11 protein-coding genes are annotated in these 15,946 nt (G+C 68.3%); 6 read left to right on the forward strand and 5 right to left on the reverse strand.

All coding sequences use genetic code 11. The annotated features are described in order from the left end of the window. Positions 1-524: 524 nt before the first annotated feature. Complete coding sequence (locus O9335_RS09405; RefSeq protein WP_298387034.1) at positions 525-1,499, reverse strand: LysR family transcriptional regulator; 975 nt, start codon at positions 1,497-1,499, stop codon at positions 525-527. Between the two features lie 125 nt (positions 1,500-1,624). On the opposite strand from O9335_RS09405, the gene O9335_RS09410 reads away from it, so the two are divergent. The 3 genes from O9335_RS09410 to O9335_RS09420 are packed head-to-tail and all read left to right on the forward strand — an operon-like array spanning position 1,625 to position 3,797. Continuing rightward, the gene (locus O9335_RS09410) at positions 1,625-2,332 is read left to right on the forward strand and encodes a type 1 glutamine amidotransferase domain-containing protein (RefSeq protein WP_298387038.1); all 708 of its coding nucleotides are present in this window, start codon (positions 1,625-1,627) and stop codon (positions 2,330-2,332) included. Between the two features lie 47 nt (positions 2,333-2,379). After that, complete coding sequence (locus O9335_RS09415; protein ID WP_298387042.1) at positions 2,380-2,868, forward strand: heme-binding protein; 489 nt, start codon at positions 2,380-2,382, stop codon at positions 2,866-2,868. Positions 2,869-2,882: 14 nt separating this feature from the next. After that, the gene (locus O9335_RS09420) at positions 2,883-3,797 is read left to right on the forward strand and encodes a DMT family transporter (RefSeq protein ID WP_298387045.1); all 915 of its coding nucleotides are present in this window, start codon (positions 2,883-2,885) and stop codon (positions 3,795-3,797) included. Positions 3,798-4,108: 311 nt separating this feature from the next. Here the strand turns inward: O9335_RS09420 and O9335_RS09425 are convergent, their stop codons facing one another. After that, on the reverse strand, positions 4,109-4,966 hold the full coding sequence (locus O9335_RS09425) for an SDR family oxidoreductase (RefSeq protein ID WP_298387048.1): 858 nt from the start codon (positions 4,964-4,966) through the stop codon (positions 4,109-4,111). Between the two features lie 102 nt (positions 4,967-5,068). Between O9335_RS09425 and O9335_RS09430 the strand changes: the two genes are divergently transcribed. Further along, positions 5,069-6,016 (forward strand): LysR family transcriptional regulator, encoded by a 948-nt coding sequence (locus O9335_RS09430; RefSeq protein ID WP_298387051.1) that lies wholly within the window; start codon positions 5,069-5,071, stop codon positions 6,014-6,016. A 41-nt stretch (positions 6,017-6,057) separates the two neighbouring features. On the opposite strand, the gene O9335_RS09435 is transcribed toward O9335_RS09430, so the two are convergent. Both O9335_RS09435 and O9335_RS09440 read right to left on the reverse strand, forming a co-directional pair. Beyond that, positions 6,058-9,924 (reverse strand): PAS domain S-box protein, encoded by a 3,867-nt coding sequence (locus O9335_RS09435; RefSeq protein ID WP_298387053.1) that lies wholly within the window; start codon positions 9,922-9,924, stop codon positions 6,058-6,060. After that, positions 9,911-11,515: an EAL domain-containing response regulator gene (locus O9335_RS09440; RefSeq protein ID WP_298387056.1), complete on the reverse strand. Its 1,605-nt coding sequence runs from the start codon at positions 11,513-11,515 to the stop codon at positions 9,911-9,913. Before O9335_RS09440 ends, O9335_RS09435 begins: the two co-directional genes overlap by 14 nt. A 231-nt stretch (positions 11,516-11,746) precedes the next feature. Here O9335_RS09440 and O9335_RS09445 point away from each other — a divergent pair, with 231 nt between their 5' ends. Continuing rightward, positions 11,747-12,838, forward strand: coding sequence for a hypothetical protein (locus O9335_RS09445; RefSeq protein WP_298387058.1), 1,092 nt, complete (start codon positions 11,747-11,749; stop codon positions 12,836-12,838). A gap of 176 nt (positions 12,839-13,014) precedes the next feature. After that, on the forward strand, positions 13,015-13,593 hold the full coding sequence (locus tag O9335_RS09450) for a DUF642 domain-containing protein (protein ID WP_298387060.1): 579 nt from the start codon (positions 13,015-13,017) through the stop codon (positions 13,591-13,593). 417 nt (positions 13,594-14,010) lie between these two features. On the opposite strand, the gene glmS is transcribed toward O9335_RS09450, so the two are convergent. Continuing rightward, positions 14,011-15,876, reverse strand: a complete 1,866-nt coding sequence (gene glmS, locus O9335_RS09455; RefSeq protein ID WP_298387062.1) for a glutamine--fructose-6-phosphate transaminase (isomerizing) — start codon at positions 15,874-15,876, stop codon at positions 14,011-14,013. Positions 15,877-15,946: the final 70 nt, after the last annotated feature.

A 15,946-nucleotide genomic window follows, 5' to 3' on the forward strand; every position in this document is an offset into this window, starting at 1 on the left:
CCCAGGCTGAAGGCTTGACCTCACCGACGCTTCGCGCAAGTGCTCGGCTGCACAGACGCCATGCAAAACGCGGTGACCAACGGTGTGCGCCGGTCACCGCGTCAGCGGTTTAGTTCAACGTGTTTTAGGGAGACTGCATAAGACCGGGCGCTGCTGCATAAAAACGTCGGCTCGAGCCACCGCAAGTGCTTGATCTGTCATGCTTTTATGCCCATTTGACTGTTGTTTCATCCAGTATCAAACTGCGCCCTAAATCGGCCAGCCCTGCAGGTGCTCTGCAGGCAAGGCGCCGATGCCAGGAGGCGATCATGCTGCAAGCCCCTCACGGCCGCGAGGCCGAGTTTGCCCCAGGACCTCGCGGTGTCGCCAGGCGGCATTGAAGGGTGCCCAAGTTGAGCGAGCCGCTACGCGGTCCTTTTTGAAGAGGAAAGATGGCTCACATGCGGGGCGGTCCGCTTGCGGGGGGAGTACCGCCCTAAGCCGGTCCGAGCGCGAACGGCTGCTCTCAGCCACCTCGGGCTGCGTCAAGCGGCGGTGCGGCCTGCTGGGTCAGCCGACTCCGGGCGCAGCGCGGCCAAGCCGGGACCGGCCCCCACGGCGGCGGTCAGGTGGTCGACAAAAGCGCGCACGCGGGCGGACAGGTGGCGGTTTTGCGGGTACAGCACATAGAACGGACGCGACCGACCCGCCGCCGCCGGCAAGACCTCGACCAACCGTCCCGCGTGAACGAGGTCTTGGGCCACGAAGTGGTAGATCTGGAACAAGCCGCCGCCCGCCGCCGCCCAGCCCAGGCCGGCCAACACGTCCTCGTGGACCCGACGCCGGCTCTTGAAGCTGAGGTCGACATCCTGCCCCTCGGGGCTCCGAAACAGCCACGGCATCGGACGGCCGGTGCTGGGCAGCACGAACTGGATGAGCTCGTGACCGCGAAGCTCGTCCACCGTGCGGGGCACGCCGCGCTGCGCCAGGTACTGCGGGGATGCGAACACGCCCACGCTGGCGTCCTCCAGCTTGCGCGCCACCAAGCGGGAGTCCGGCGGCTCACCCAGCCGGATGGCGATGTCGTGACCGTCCTCGACAAAGTCAACGTTTCGGTTCGACACGCTGACCTCCAGCTCCACGCCGGGAAACGCGGCGCTGAACCCGGGCAGCAGCGGCATCAAGCGGTGGTGGCCGTACACCGTGCCCACGCTGACGCGCAGCAAACCCTGCGGAGCGCTTTGCTGCCCGGTGAGCGCGCGTTCGGCTTCGGCGATCTGATCCAAGGCCTGTTGGCATTGCAGGCGGTAGAGCTCGCCGTCGCTGGTCAGCCGCACGCTGCGCGTGGTGCGCACGAACAAGCGAACCCCCAGCCGCGCCTCCAAGCGGGCGATGGAGCGACTCACCGAGGCCGGTGTCAGCCCCAGGCTCTCGGCCGCCGTGGTGAAGCCGCCCAATTCGGCGGCTTTGCAGAACACTTCGATGCTGCCCAATTGAACCGGGTCGAAGGTGCGGCTCATTTGTTCATCCAGGTAATGAAAGACCTTCCATCGGCGCAGTTTATTTGCCATTCATGGATGCCTACAGTGCGGCCATCGCTGCGCAGCCCATGGCGCCCAACCCCGACCTCTGCCGAAAGCACCCGATGGCAACCCGCATCCTGATGATCGTCACCTCCAACGCCCGCATGGGCGACAGCGGCCGCCCCACTGGCCTGTGGGCCGAAGAATTGGCCGCGCCCTACTACGCCCTGGCCGATGCCGGGGCCCAGGTCACCTTGGCCTCTGCGGCGGGCGGCGCCGCCCCCATCGACCCCGGCAGCATCAAGCCTCGGGGGGACAACGAGGCGGTGGTCGAGCGCTTCCTGGACGACGGCGCTTTGCAGGCGCGCATCGCCGCCACGGCTCGCGCGGCCGACCACGGCGGCGCCGACTTCGACGCCATCTTCTTCCCCGGCGGCCACGGCACCTTGTGGGACCTGCCCCTCGATGCCGGCGTCACCCAAGCCGTGGAGCGCGCCTTCGCCGCCGGCCGGCTCATCGCCTCGGTGTGCCACGGCGCTGCGGGGCTGGTGAGCGCGAAGGGACCCGATGGCCGCTCCATCGTTGCAGGGCGGCGCATCAATGCCTTCACCAACGCAGAAGAAGCCGCGGTGGGGTTGGACCAGGTGGTGCCCTTCCTGCTGGAGACCCGGTTGCGCGAGCTGGGCGCGCGCTTCGAAGCCGGACCCTTGTGGCAGCCCTTTGCCCTTCGAGACGGGTCGCTGATCACGGGTCAGAACCCGGCCTCGTCCAAGGCCGTGGCCGACCTGGTGCTCAGCGCGCTGTCCGAGCCGAAGCGCCACGCCGCCTGATGACGAGAACCCCCATCCCCACCCACCCATCGATTCAAGGACCGCCCATGACCATCCGTCAACACCTGCCTCGACTCATCCTGGCCGGGGCCCTGGCAGGCCTCGCCGCCACCGCGGCCGCACAGGCCATGCGCCCCACCCTGACGCTCGACACGGCCCGGAAGATGGCGGTGGGCTGCGAAGAGCGGGCCCGGAAGGAGGGCTGGACCATGAGCATCGCCGTGGTTGATGCCGGTGGGCAGCTCAAGTACTTCAGCCGCGCCGACGACACGATCGGGATCAGCATCGGGCTGGCCCAGGCCAAGGCCCGCACGTCGGCCAGCGTGCCGGTGTCGACCCGCAAGTTCCGCGAGATCGCGCGCGGTAACGCGCTCGGCCTCGAACTCACTCCAGGCGCCAGCACGGTGGCCGGTGGCCTGCCGGTCATGGCCCAAGGCATGCACATCGGCGGCATCGGGGTCAGCGGGGCCAGCGAGGACCAGGACGAAGTGTGCGCACAGGCCGGACTGGACGCTGCCCGTGACGGATTGAAGTAGCCGGACCCCGGACCATGACGCGCACCCACGCCCTCGGTGCCCTGCTGCTGTGCGCCTTCGTGGGCGGCACCGGTTGGTGGCCGTTCCGCGCGCTGCAGGAGCGCGGGCTGCATCCCTTGTGGACGCTGGGGCTCGTCTATGCCGTCGCCGTGCTGGCCCTCGGCCCCAGCGCCCTGCGACCGGGCCCCCTGGGCGGACGCTCGCCCCTGCAGCAGGTGCTCTCCAGCCCCCCGCTGTGGGCGCTGGGGGCCGCCTTCGGCACGATGAATGCCGCGTTCTTCTGGTCGGTGTCCATCGGCGACGTGATCCGGGCCGTGCTGCTGTTCAACCTGATGCCCCTGTGGGCCGCGCTGTTGGCGTGGTGGCTGCTGGGCGAACGCCCCACGCGGCGCAGCGGCTTGGGCGTGGCGCTGGCGCTGGCCGGCGCCGCCTGGGTGCTGTGGCCGTCCGACCGCGCCTGGGAGGGCTGGCGCAGCCTGCCCTGGCCGCGCGAGCCCGCCGACGGGCTCGCCTTGCTGGGCGGTGCGGCCTTCGCCTTGAACAACGTGCTGCTGCGCCGCCACGCCGAGCAGCCGCAGCCGGCCCAGGTGTTGGCCATGTTCCTCGGCGGTATGGGGGTGGCCGGCACCGTGGCCTTGGCCCTGCATGCCGCCGGGCAACTGCCAGGCATGCCGCCTGTCGCACCGGGGTGGCTGGGCATCACCGCGCTGCTGTCGCTGTGGTTCCTGCTGGGGAACTGTGCTTTGCAATACGGCGCCACCCGTCTGCCGGCCAACACCACGTCGGTCACGATGCTCAGCGAGATCGTGTTCGCGGCCGCATCGGCGGTGGTGCTGGGTGGCAGCCAACCCACGCTGGCGATGCTGGGTGGCGGTGCCCTGATCTTTGCGGCGGCCTGGCTGAGCGCCCGCACCCCGGCGTCGACCTAGGAGTCTGCGCGGCAGAGGCCCAGGCCGCCCACGGAGCTCGGCCCCAAGGGTGGCCCCTGGATCCGGCGCATGCGTTGTCGCTCCTTCTTGTGGACACGAACTCCTAGCAGTCCGCCCATCGACCGCAGCGCTCCACTGCTTCCCGTCTCGTTGCCCCACCACTCGGCCATGGGGCAGCCAAACTGGCAAGAAGGGTCCGCGCTGGGGGGTCGATGCCCGCTTTCGCGGCGCCAGGTCCGACACGCACCCTGCGCACCCGGCCCACCCAACCGCCTCCGACCCGGCGCCAGCAAGGCGGCGCCCGCATCGGCTCAGCGCCAGGCGGCCGCGTGCTCGCGAGCAAAGGCGTCGAACGTGCGGGGCGCGTGGCCCGTCAAGCGCTTCACGTCGTCGCTCAAGCCAGCGGCCCACCCTTGCTTGATGACGTGGTTCAGGCTCATCAGCCAGTCGATCAAGGTCGGCGCGAAGCCCATCTGCGTCATCGCCTCGACGGCTGCGGCCTCGGGCACATCCACGTAGCGGATCTCGCGACCCACCGCCCGGGAAATGGCCGCCACGCTCTGCGCATCGGTCAAGGCCTCGCCGCCGGTCAAGGTGTAGACCGCGCCGACATGCGCCGCTGGATCGGCCAGCACCAGGGCCGCCACCTCCGCGATGTCGCGCACATCGATGAGGCCTACGGCCCCCTCCCCGCGCGGCGCGTACACCGCACTCGCCGCTTGGATGGAACCGGCATAGAAGTTCAGGTGGTTCTGCATGAAGCTGCTCGGCCGCAGCAGGGTGAAGGGGATGCCACTGGCCATGACCCGATCGTCGATCTCCCCATGCACCCGGGCCAGCGAGGCCGGGCTGTGGGCGTCGGCGCCGGCGCCGGACGAGCGGACGATGTGCTTGACGCCCGCCGCCTTCGCCGCGTCCACAGCGTTGCGTGCCATCTCCTCGATGCCTGGCACCAGCGGCAGCAGCAAGAACAGCGTGTCCACGCCGGCGAACGCCGCCTGCAGCGAGTCGAGCTGGGTGAAGTCGCCCTGCACTTCGCGCAGGCCCGCCGGCGCCGTGCCGGGGCGGCTGCTCATGACCTGGAAGTCGGCGCCTCGGGCGCCCAATGCGGCCACGAGAGCGCGGCCGATGTTGCCGCTGGCGCCGGTGACCAAGATGCGGTTGCTCATGACAAGTTCCTTTCGGTGGGGGTTGCGATGAACCACACTGTAGGAACCGATCACAACAACCGGAAGACAATGCAGGATCAATCATCTTCAACCCGCAGTTGAATGACCAACCTCGCACTGTTGGCCTCCTTCACCGCCGCGGCCGAAGCCGGCACCTTCACCGCCGCGGCCGCTCGGCTGGACCTGACGCCCGCCGCCGTCAGCAAGAACGTCGCTCGGCTGGAGGCCGAATTGGGGGTGCGTCTGTTCAACCGCTCCACGCGTCAATTGCGGCTCACGGCCGAGGGCGACACCTTCCGGCAACGGGCCGCCGCGGCTTTGCGCATGCTGGACGAAGCCCTGGCCGAGGTGGGCCGCACCCGGGGCGCGCCCGTCGGCCGCGTGCGCATTTCGGTCGGGGTGTCCTTTGGGCGGCGCTACGTGCTGCCACTGCTGCCCGACCTCACCACGGCCCACCCCCAGCTGCAAATCGAACTGAGCCTGGACAACCGTACCGTGGACCTGCTGGCCGAAGGCTTCGACATCGGCATCCGCGGCGGGGTCATCCCCGACTCCGGGCTCGTGGCCCGTCGCATCGCCAAGCTGCCCCTCGTGCTGGTGGCCTCGCCCAGCTACCTGCGCCGGCATGGCGCGCCCAACACCCCGGACGACTTGACACAACACCGGCTGCTCGGCGTTCGGCTGTCCAGTGGGCAGGAGATCCCGTGGCGCTTTCGAAAACCGAGCGGGCGCGGCAGCGTGGAGCGGCCCGTGAACGCCCCGCTGTGGCTGTCGGACCCCGAGGCGCTGCTCGACCCGGCCCTCGCCCACGCGGGCATCGCCCAGTTGGGCCTGCACCACGCCATGCCCTTTTTGCGCTCCGGGCGACTCAAGGCCGTGCTCACGCAGCAGCACGACCCCGGGCAGCGCGAAATCGTCATGCACTACCCGCACCGGCAGTACCTGGCCCCGCGGGTTCGGGTCGTCGTCGACGCCTTGCTTGGCGCCCTGGCCCAAGACCCCGACCTCACCGCGACCCGGGAGTCGCTGCCCGCGTCCTGGCTCGGCTGAGGGCCACGCCCCACACGGCGCTCCCGTTGGACCCCGAGCGCTCAGCTCGCCGGCGCTGGTGGGTCCAGCGCGGCCAATCGAGGCGCATCGCGCTCCAAGCGGGATCGCAGGCGCTCCAGGTCGACCGGTTGACCTTCCCGCAATGCGCGCTCAACCTCACCGGCGCGTTCACTGATGGGGTGCAAACCCAAAGACGCAGACGTGCCCTTGAGCGAATGCGCCAGGCGTGCCGCCGACTCCCGGTCCCCGCCGGCCAGGGCCGCTTGGAGGCGATCGGCGGCGTCGGCTTGCTCGCGCCCAAACCGCGCCAGCAAAGCCGGCAAACGCGCCAATCGCCGACCCAGGAGCCTGCGCGCCACGGCCAGATCCAGCCCGTCGATCTCGCCCAATCGCTGCACAAGATCGGGCGGCAACTCGGACGAAACGCCTTGCGCAGTGGACGGTTCGGGCGTCGGCCGACCGACCTCCGGGGCGACCGTTGACGCCAAGGTCGGCGCAACGCCAGTTGCAACAGCCGGCTGGAGCCAGCGCAGCAGGCAGGCGTACAGCCGCTCGGGCAACACGGGCTTGCCGAGGTGGTCGTTCATGCCCGCCTTTCGGCAGGCTTCACGGTCCTCGTCGAAGGCCTGCGCGGTGAGGGCGATCACCGGGGTTTGAGCGTGTCCGGGCAGGGCGCGAATCAAGCGCGTGGCCTCCATCCCGCCCATGCGCGGCATGCGCAAGTCCATCAGCACCAGGTCGAACGACTGACGCTGCGCCAAGGCCACGGCCTCATCGCCATCGCCCGCAACCGTGACCTGCAGACCGGCGTCTTCCAGCAGGTCGCGCGCGATGTCTTGGTTGATGGCCATGTCGTCCACCAACAAAACGTGGCGAGGGCCCAAGCGGCGCAGCGCTTGAATCGCCTCGTCGCAGCGCTGCGCGGGGGCCGGTGGCGGCGCAGCGGCGTGCCCAGCGTCCAGCGGCAAGTCCAGCCAGAAACAACTGCCTTCACCCAAACGGCTGCTTACACCCACCTGCCCGGCCATCAGCTCCGCCAAGCGCTTGGTGATCGCCAGCCCCAGCCCCGTTCCCCCGTAGCGGCGCGCGGTGTCACGCTCGGCCTGCTCGAAGGCCTGGAACAGGCGCGCCTGTTGTTCCTCGTCGATGCCGATGCCTTCGTCCTGCACCTCGAAGCGAACCCACATCACTGCATCCTCGGCCCGGCGGGCGCGGGCGCGCAGCGTGACCTTGCCATCCTGGGTGAACCGAACCGCGTTGGCCAGCAAGTTGAGCAGCATTTGGCTCACGCGCATGCCATCGCCGTGCAACGTGGCCGGCACCCCTTCCAGGTCCACCACCAACTCCACCCGATTGGCGTTGGCGCGCTCGCGCACCATGTGCAGCAAGTGGTCGACCAAGGGGGCCAGCGCAAAGTCTTCCCGCAGCAGTTGGAGCTTGTTGGCCTCGATCTTCGACAAGTCCAGCAGGTCGTTCAGCAAACCCAACAAGTGCCGGGCCGCGTGCTCGACCTGCGCGACACGGCCCGTCAACACCGCCACGGCGGACTCCGGCGCGACCTCGCGCAAGGCCTCCAGATCGCGCTGGATCAGCCGGGTGGAGCCAAGCACGGCGTTCATCGGCGTGCGGATCTCGTGGCTCATGTTGGCCAGGAATGCGCTCTTGCTGGCGTTGGCCTCTTCGGCGCGCCGGGTGGCCTCCAGCAACTGCGCCGTGCGCTGGGAAATCAGGTCTTCCAGGTGGTGTCGATGTTGCTCCAGCTCGCCCTCCATCGCCAAACGCTGGCTGATGTCTTGCTGCAAGCCCACGTAGTGACTGATGCGCCCATCCTCCTGCCGCAAGGGGTAGATGGCGATGTCGTCGGTGTACACCTCGCCGTTCTTGCGTCGGTTCTTGACCTGCCCGCGCCACGATTCGCCCCGCGCCAGGGCACTCCACATGGCGGCGTAGGTTTCGCGCGGGGTCTGCCCCGACGACAGCATGTTCGCCTTGGACCCGATGACCTCGCGCGGGCTGTAGCCGCTGGAGTTCATGAACGACGCGTTGGCGTACTCGATCACGCCGCTGGGGTCGGTGATCAGCACACTCACCGGGCTTTGATCCAAGGCCAGGGACAGCTTGTACAGCTCGGACTCGATGCGCTTGCGCTCGTCGATGTTCATGGCCGCGCCCAGCAAGCAGGGGCGCCCTTGCAGTTCTACGACCTTGAGTTGGAGGTCCTGCCAATAACGGCTGCCATCGCGCCGCTGCGCCAACCACTCCAGGCGCAGGCTGGCGCCACGGTCTCCACGAAGCCAAGCGTCCCGCAGCCGGGTGGTGGCCGCCCTCATGTCGGCAGCCGAGTAAGGCGGCTCGCCAAACTGCGAGGACGCCAGCTCGTCCAGGGTGGTGCAGCGGGCATCCACCAAGGCTTGGAGGTTGGCCTCGAGCAAGTCGCCCGTCATCAAATCTTGGATGAAGAAGGCCACGCCCGAGGCCTCGAACAAGGCCCTGAACCGAGCCTCGCTGCCCCGCAAGCGTTCTTCGGCCTCTTTGGCCTCGGTGTTGTCGCGCGCGATGCCCACCAGCCCGTACACCTGGCCCTGGGCGTCACGCAGCGGCGACTTCACCACCGACAAGTGGCGCTTGCCGCCTTGCTGCACCTCGACGTCCCACCGCAGAGACTGCCCCCGGCGCAAGACCTCGTCGTCTTGCGCGCTGAACACGCGCGCCTGCTCGGGCGGCAGCAAATCCTCGTCACGCCGCCCCAGCACCTGCTCCAAGCTCATGCCGATGTGGCGTTGCGCCGCCGGATTGAAAAGCAGGTAGCGGTGCTCCAAGTCTTTGACAAAGATGAGGTCGGCCGAATGGGCGGCCATGCCCGTGAGCAAGTCCATCGCCCGCAAGCGTTCCTGGCGCTCTTGCGCCAGATCAACCGACGCCTGCAACCTCAATCCCTGGCGCTGCAGCAGCGTCAAGGCCCAGATGCCCACCAGGGTCAGGATGGCGGCCAGCAACAACTGCATCAGCGTGGGCAGGGCGTCGCGAAGGACTTCCATGCGGTCGCGCTGGGCCAGGGCCCACCAATCGGTACGCGGCACGGTGTTGCCCACCGCGATCACCTCTCGGTCTTGAGCGTCCAGGGCAGTGAACGGCACATCAACCCGCGCCATGCCGCTGCGCAGCAGCGCCGCCACCGAGCGCGGGCTCGGCAGGTGCCGCTGCAGCTGCAACCGTCCCGATCCATCGGCCTCCAACCGGATGGCGTGTTCGCCCTCCCAACGCACAAGCACGACCTCGGTGCCCACTTTGCGCACGGGGGCCAGCCCCAGCATCCCATGCAACGCGGGCGATGGATCGACCTCGGCCGCCAACACACCGCCCTCGGGTCGATCCAGACGGTGCAGAAACACCAGCGTCGGCCGACCGTCGCTGGCGTCAAAACCCAGCATCGCCGAGTCGCCCGGAGCCAGGCTCTGACCACGCGCCATCGCCTGCTGCCCCACCGCCTCGCTGCCCAGCGTTCCCAGGCGCCGCGTCCCTTCGTGGCCGCCGCTGAGCCAGACGATGCCTTGAAAACCCCCGTTGTCGCGAAACGCGGCCAACGTTCGCGCCACGTGGGCGTCGCAAACCGAATCACGGCGTTGGCAGCGCTCATCGGTATCCTGCTGGCTCTCGAGAACCGCAGCCAGGTTGCGCAAGTCCACTTGACGCTCGACCAACCAGCCCTCGATCTGGGCAGCCCGTGCGGCCTGCTCCGTCATCAACTGTTCGCCAGCCTGGCGCTCGGCGTGCTTCAGGGCCTGCCAAGCGCCCCACCCGGCCACCAGCACCACCGCCAGCGAAGCCAGGATCGCGTTGCGGTAATCGGCGGTGAAGCTCCGAACGTGGCGGCCCCAAACGGCCCTCAGGCGTTCAGCGTGGGGCATCCGACCACCCTTGCAGCAAACGATGCACCCAGTGTTCGACCTGGGCGTCGCCCAGCGGGTGGGTGACCAGCCACGCGTCGGCCACCCTGGCCGACTGGAGCCGGGCTTCATCCAGGTTGCTGACCACCACGACCAAGCGCGCCGTGGGGCTGCGCTGGTGCAGCCGTTCGGCCAGCGACCAAGCGTCTTGGGGCGATTCCCGCGCATCCACCAGCAGCAGGTCGGGCGGCACGGCTGCGATAGAGCTCAAGGCCTCTGCCTCCAGCGGGGTGCATGACGACCGCAAGCCCGGGATGTGGCGCCGCAAGGTCTGGGCCCAAGCTTGCAAATCGCCGACGGAGGGACCCAGCGCCAGCAGCGCCAAGGGCGCCTGGTTCAGGCTGCCGCCCTCGTGCCCCGGCCGCCAGCGCTGCAACCAGGCCCGAAAGTCCGCCTCCGGCATCGGGCGGGCCCACAGGTAGCCCTGCACCTGATGAACGCCTTGATGGCGCAACGCGCGCCATTGCCCCAACTCTTCGACCCCCTCGGCCACCAGCTCCATGCCCAAACCCGTGCCGAAGGCCACCGTGGCCTGCACGATGCGATCGACCTTGTGGTCGCGCCCGATGCGACGCACGAAGCCGCCGTCGATCTTCAATTCGCTGAACGGCAAGTCGGCCAACTGAGCCAAGCTGGAATAGCCGGTGCCGAAGTCGTCGATCGACAGCTTGACGCGCATGAGCGCCAAGCGGTTCAAAGTCTCCAGCGAGGCCGACCGATTCGCCATCAGGCGCGACTCGGTGATCTCCAGCGTCAAGTCCTCCAGCGCCACGCCGGCCGCCCGCGCCCGATCGCTGACCTGCTCGGGCAGGTCGAGCCGGTCGGTGCAATCCATGGAAAGGTTGACCGCCGCGCGCAATGGCCATCCCAGCGCATGCCAAGCCGCCAAGTCTTTCAGCACCTGCTCGAAGATGCACACGAACAGCGGCCACGACAGACCCGCGGCCTCCATGGCGGGCACAAAGCGCGCTGGGCTGATGGCCGGACCCTGGGGAGGCATCCAGCGCGCCAGGGCTTCCACCCCCATCACCCGCAGGGAGTACGCGTCCACCTTCGGCTGGTACCAGGGGCGGATCGTTCCATCGGCGAGCGCACGCTCCAAATCCGCCCGATCCAAGGCCAGCGGTTCGTCTTGGGCGCGCGGGGGCTCGGTCCAAACCGCTTGGGGCCCCTCGCAGCGCTGCAGCAAAGCCTCCAAGGCGTCCAACTCAGCCGGCTTGGGCAGCCCACCGATCATCTGCAAACCCAAAGTGCGCCCGAACTCCACCACGCTGGCCAACAAATCCGGCCGCGTGCCACTGACGAGCAACACCTGGATGGGCAAGCGCAAATCGGCCAACTGGTGCAAAAAGCGCGGGCCGTCCACCTCGGGCATGTCCAGGTCGCTCACCACCACGTCCACCGCGCGCTGCTTCAGCTCCAGCAGCGCCGCTTCGGCTCGCGTATGGACGAGCACGCGCCCCACCCCAATGGCTTGCAACTGCTCGACGAGGATGTCCAGATAGAGCGGATCGTCGTCCAGCGCCAGGACAACGCGCTGCGCCAAACTCATGCGGCGACTCGGTGGGAGGGATGAGGGCCCGAAGGCTAACCCGATACCCGTGACAAAAGTCTCAGGAAATCATCGGGGTGGACTTGACGAAGACGATGTTGCCGTTTGCAAGCAACACCCTCGGCCCGCCCCGGCCGCAGCCGTGACCCGGGAAGTCCGCAATACCGACGCGCGGCTTACAGGCGTCGAATTCAGCCCTGCGGCCGACCCCGATGCCGCACGGAGACCCCCATGACCGCTCGGTTTCGTCCGCTGCTCGGTGCGGCCTGGATGCTGCTGGCCAGCTCGGCCTTCGCCCTCAGTTGCGGCAACAACGACGGCCTGAGGTGCCTGGGCGAAGCCCAGCAGTACGGCCCAGGCTTCAACCCCAGCGTGGGCTTCGGCGGTTTCGGCGGCGGCAAGTGCACCGCCACCAAGACCCCGGTCGTCTTCGTTCACGGCAACGGCGACAGCGCCATCAGCTTCGACATGCCGCCCGGCACCGTCAGCGGCTACAGCAAACCCACCCTGTCGATCTATGCCGAGCTCAAGGCCCGCGGCTACAACGACTGCGAGCTGTTCGGCGTCACCTACTTGTCCAGCAGCGAGCGCGTCGCCCTGCAGTACAACCAGCACCACAGCGGCAAGTACGCCATCTTGAAAACCTTCATCGACCAAGTGAAGGCCTACACCGGCAAGTCCCAAGTCGACATCGTGGCGCACTCCCTGGGCTCGAGCATGGCCCTCGCCACGCTGCAGTACAGCGGCTCCTGGGGCAGCGTGCGCCGGTTCATCAACATCTCCGGCGGGCTGCGTGGCCTGGCCACTTGTTACTACACGGGTTACGCCAACCCCCTGGCGACCACCTGCGGCTCGCAAAACCTGTACGACACCACCCGCTTCGGTTTCTTCCCTGAAGGCTGGTACTACGGCGTTTGGGTCACCAACCGCTGGACCGGCAGCGGCACCTCGCAATCCTTGCGCAACATGCCGGCCAACCGCCCCACCGTGGCCTTCTACACCCTGTCCGCCGGCTTCAAGGACGAAGTGAGCTGCGCCACGGCCAGCTTCGTGGTCGGATGCGACCAAACGGCCAAGTTCACCCCCGCCAGCAACGTCAGGGCGCAAATCCAAGTCGGCGCGGGCAGTAACGCCACCCAAGTGGACTGGAACTGGGCCGATGGCAGCCCGCTGAACGTCGGCGGTGGCGACGGCTCCAACGGCGTGGGCCACTTCCGGGCCAAGTCCAACACCGGCGCCATCGTGCAGCGCATGCTGCTCACGAACTGCACCGGGCTGGACTGCGCCAGCGCGTACACCGCCGGGCCGAAGACGCTTTACTGAGGCCCAGGCCCAGGCCCTGGCCAGAGGCCGCGGCCATGCCAAGGGACAGAGTCGACCTTCGGCTGGAGAACCACAGCCCCTGAGTGAGGGGGTTGGAATCGCCCACGAGGGATTGGCCGTCGTTAGACTTGTAAGCATTTGCTACTTTTGCTTCGGCCCACGCCGCAACCTCCAGCATGAACCAGCTCACCCGCCTTTCCGCCGCAGCCGCTCTCTTGGTGGCCGGCACCGCCAACGCCGCGGTCATCTTTTCGGACAACTTCGACAGCAACGCCTTGGGCCTGAATGCCACCCCGGCGGGCTGGACGCTCACCTCGGGTTGGGTGGACATCATCGGCACCGGCTACTTCGACTTCCTGCCGGGCAACGGCAAGTACATCGACATGGACGGCTCCAGGAGCCAAGCCGGCACCCTCTCGCGCAACCTGAACCTCGTGGCCGGCACGTCCTACCTGCTGACTTTCGACCTCGCCGGCAATTGGCGCAACGCCGCCAAGGAGCAGGTCAACGTCTCGTTTGGCAGCACCACGGGCAGCTATAGCTTGGGCCAGAAGGTCGGTTTCACCAACTTCAGCCTCAGCTTCACGCCGACCATCAGCGGCGCCTACGGCTTGAGCTTTGCTGGCACCGGTGGCGACAACATGGGCATGCTGCTGGACAACGTCAAGGTGGCAGCCATTCCCGAACCCCAAACCTACGCGCTGCTGGCCCTGGGTTTGGTGCTGGGTGCCACGATGCGCCGTCGCCAGCGCTGACTCAGCCCAGCCAGGGCTACGGCTTGATCCCAAAAGCGGCTCGCTCGAGCCGCTTTTTTCATGCTGGTCCCGATCCCCTGCCACGCCACCTGAGCATGGCGCGCCTGGCGACGGTCTCCGACGGCCACGGGTTCCGCTTCGTGGTCCTGCCGGCGCCCACCGCGTCGAACGCGCACCCTCTGTCAAATGAAACGGCCCGCCAGGGTCGCCGGCGGGCCGTTGAGGTTCAAACTCCGTTTTCGACTTGATTGGTCAGGAACAACAGCGGAGCAGTCCCGGCAGGGTCACTCCACCGTGACCGACTTCGCCAGGTTGCGGGGCTTGTGCCGGGCCGCTACGCGCCCCGTCAAACCAAGGCCCGGGCTCCGCCCGGCGGACGATGCCTCGCATCGACCGACTTGGCTTCGCCGGCCACGGTCATTCGACCGTGACCGACTTCGCCAAGTTCCTTGGTTTATCCACGTCCGTGCCGCGGGCGCAGGCCGTGTGGTACGCCAGCAGTTGCAGTGGCACCACGTGCAGGATGGGGCTCAGGGCGCCGTAGTGCTCGGGCATGCGGATGACGTGCAGGCCCTCGCCGCTGGCGATGTGGCTGTCGGCGTCGGCGAACACGAAGAGCTCGCCGCCGCGGGCACGCACCTCTTGCAGGTTGCTCTTGAGCTTTTCCAGCAGGGCGTCGTTCGGGGCCACAGTGACCACGGGCATCTCGGCCGTCACCAGGGCGAGGGGGCCGTGCTTCAGCTCGCCGGCCGGGTAGGCCTCGGCGTGGATGTAGCTGATCTCTTTGAGCTTGAGTGCGCCTTCCAGGGCGATGGGGTAGTGCAGGCCGCGGCCCAGGAACAGGGCGTTCTCTTTGCGGGCGAAGGCCTCGGCCCAGGCGACGACCTGGGGCTCCAGGGCCAGCACGGCTTGCACGGCCACGGGCAGGTGGCGCAGGGCCTTGAGGTGCTCGGCCTCGGACTCGGCGCTGAGGTGGCCGCGCAGCTTGGCCAGCGTCAGCGTGAGCAGGAACAGGCCAACGAGCTGGGTGGTGAAGGCCTTGGTGGAGGCCACGCCGATTTCGGCGCCGGCACGGGTGATGTAGGCCAGCGCGCACTCGCGCACCATGGCGCTGGTGCTGACGTTGCAGATGGTCAGCGAGTGCGGCATGCCCAGTGAGCGGGCGTGCTTCAGCGCGGCCAGGGTGTCGGCGGTTTCGCCGCTTTGGCTGATGGTGACGACCAGGGTGCGCGGGTCGGGCACGCTGTCGCGGTAGCGGTACTCACTGGCGATCTCCACGCTGGTGGGGATCTTGGCGATGCTTTCCAGCCAGTACTTGGCGGTGCTGCCGCTGTAGTAGCTGGTGCCGCAGGCCAGGATGAGGATGCGGTCGATCTGGCCGAAGACCTCGGCGGCGCGCGCGCCGAAGAGGCTCGGTTCGATGGCGGAGACGTCGTCGACGTTGTCCAGGGTGTCGGCGATGGCCTTGGGCTGCTCGAAGATTTCCTTCTGCATGTAGTGGCGGTAGGGGCCCAGCTCGGCGGCGCCGCTGTGGGCGTGCACGGTCTTGACCTCGCGCACCACCTGCTCGAAGCGGCCGGCCTCGCTCTTGTGGGTGATCCAGTGCTTGCCCAGTTGCAGGTCGACGACGTCGCCCTCTTCCAGGTAGCAGATCTGGTCGGTCACGCCGGCCAGGGCCATGGCGTCGCTGGCCAAGAAGGCCTCGCCTTCACCGACGCCCAGCACCAGGGGCGAGCCCTCGCGGGCGCCGACCACGCGCTGCGGCTCGTCGCGGTGGAACACGGCGATGGCGTAAGCGCCGTGCAGGCGACCCACGGCCTGTTGCACGGCGTCGAGCAAGTCGCCGTCGTACAGCGAGTCGACGAGGTGGCAGATCACCTCGGTGTCGGTCTGGCTGTGGAACACGTAGCCGCGGGCTTGGAGTTCGGCGCGCAGCTCGTCGTGGTTCTCGATGATGCCGTTGTGCACCAGGGCCACGCGGCCGGGGGCGCCGTCGGCCGCGTTGGGGCCGTGGCTGAAGTGCGGGTGCGCGTTGCGCACCGCGGGCACGCCGTGCGTGGCCCAGCGGGTGTGGGCGATGCCGGTGCCCGAGGCGATGCCGTCCTCGCCGGCCTGGGCTTGCAGCTCGGCCACGCGGCTGGTGGAGCGGGCGCGGCGCAGGGCGCCGTCTTGGTGCACGGCCACGCCGCAGCTGTCGTAGCCGCGGTACTCCAGGCGCTTCAGGCCTTCAACCAGGATGGGAACGATGTTGCGCGCGCTGACCGCGCCGACGATGCCGCACATGGGGGTCTCCGAGGCCAGTGGCCGTTGAACGAGGCGCGCATGCTAGGCAGTCCAGTTCGAAATGAGCTTG

Source organism: Inhella sp., assembly GCF_027532025.1.
Classification (GTDB): domain Bacteria; phylum Pseudomonadota; class Gammaproteobacteria; order Burkholderiales; family Burkholderiaceae_C; genus Inhella.

Excerpts from the sequence above, each read along its gene's own strand:
- O9335_RS09420 (WP_298387045.1), top strand. The coding sequence starts at position 2,883 with ATGACGCGCACCCACGCCCTCGGTGCCCTGCTGCTGTGCGCCTTCGTG.
- glmS (WP_298387062.1), bottom strand. The coding sequence starts at position 15,876 with ATGTGCGGCATCGTCGGCGCGGTCAGCGCGCGCAACATCGTTCCCATC.
- O9335_RS09440 (WP_298387056.1), bottom strand. The coding sequence starts at position 11,515 with ATGAGTTTGGCGCAGCGCGTTGTCCTGGCGCTGGACGACGATCCGCTC.
- O9335_RS09450 (WP_298387060.1), top strand. The coding sequence starts at position 13,015 with ATGAACCAGCTCACCCGCCTTTCCGCCGCAGCCGCTCTCTTGGTGGCC.
- O9335_RS09415 (WP_298387042.1), top strand. The coding sequence starts at position 2,380 with ATGACCATCCGTCAACACCTGCCTCGACTCATCCTGGCCGGGGCCCTG.
- O9335_RS09425 (WP_298387048.1), bottom strand. The coding sequence starts at position 4,966 with ATGAGCAACCGCATCTTGGTCACCGGCGCCAGCGGCAACATCGGCCGC.
- O9335_RS09445 (WP_298387058.1), top strand. The coding sequence starts at position 11,747 with ATGACCGCTCGGTTTCGTCCGCTGCTCGGTGCGGCCTGGATGCTGCTG.
- O9335_RS09405 (WP_298387034.1), bottom strand. The coding sequence starts at position 1,499 with ATGAGCCGCACCTTCGACCCGGTTCAATTGGGCAGCATCGAAGTGTTC.
- O9335_RS09435 (WP_298387053.1), bottom strand. The coding sequence starts at position 9,924 with ATGCCCCACGCTGAACGCCTGAGGGCCGTTTGGGGCCGCCACGTTCGG.
- O9335_RS09410 (WP_298387038.1), top strand. The coding sequence starts at position 1,625 with ATGGCAACCCGCATCCTGATGATCGTCACCTCCAACGCCCGCATGGGC.
- O9335_RS09430 (WP_298387051.1), top strand. The coding sequence starts at position 5,069 with ATGACCAACCTCGCACTGTTGGCCTCCTTCACCGCCGCGGCCGAAGCC.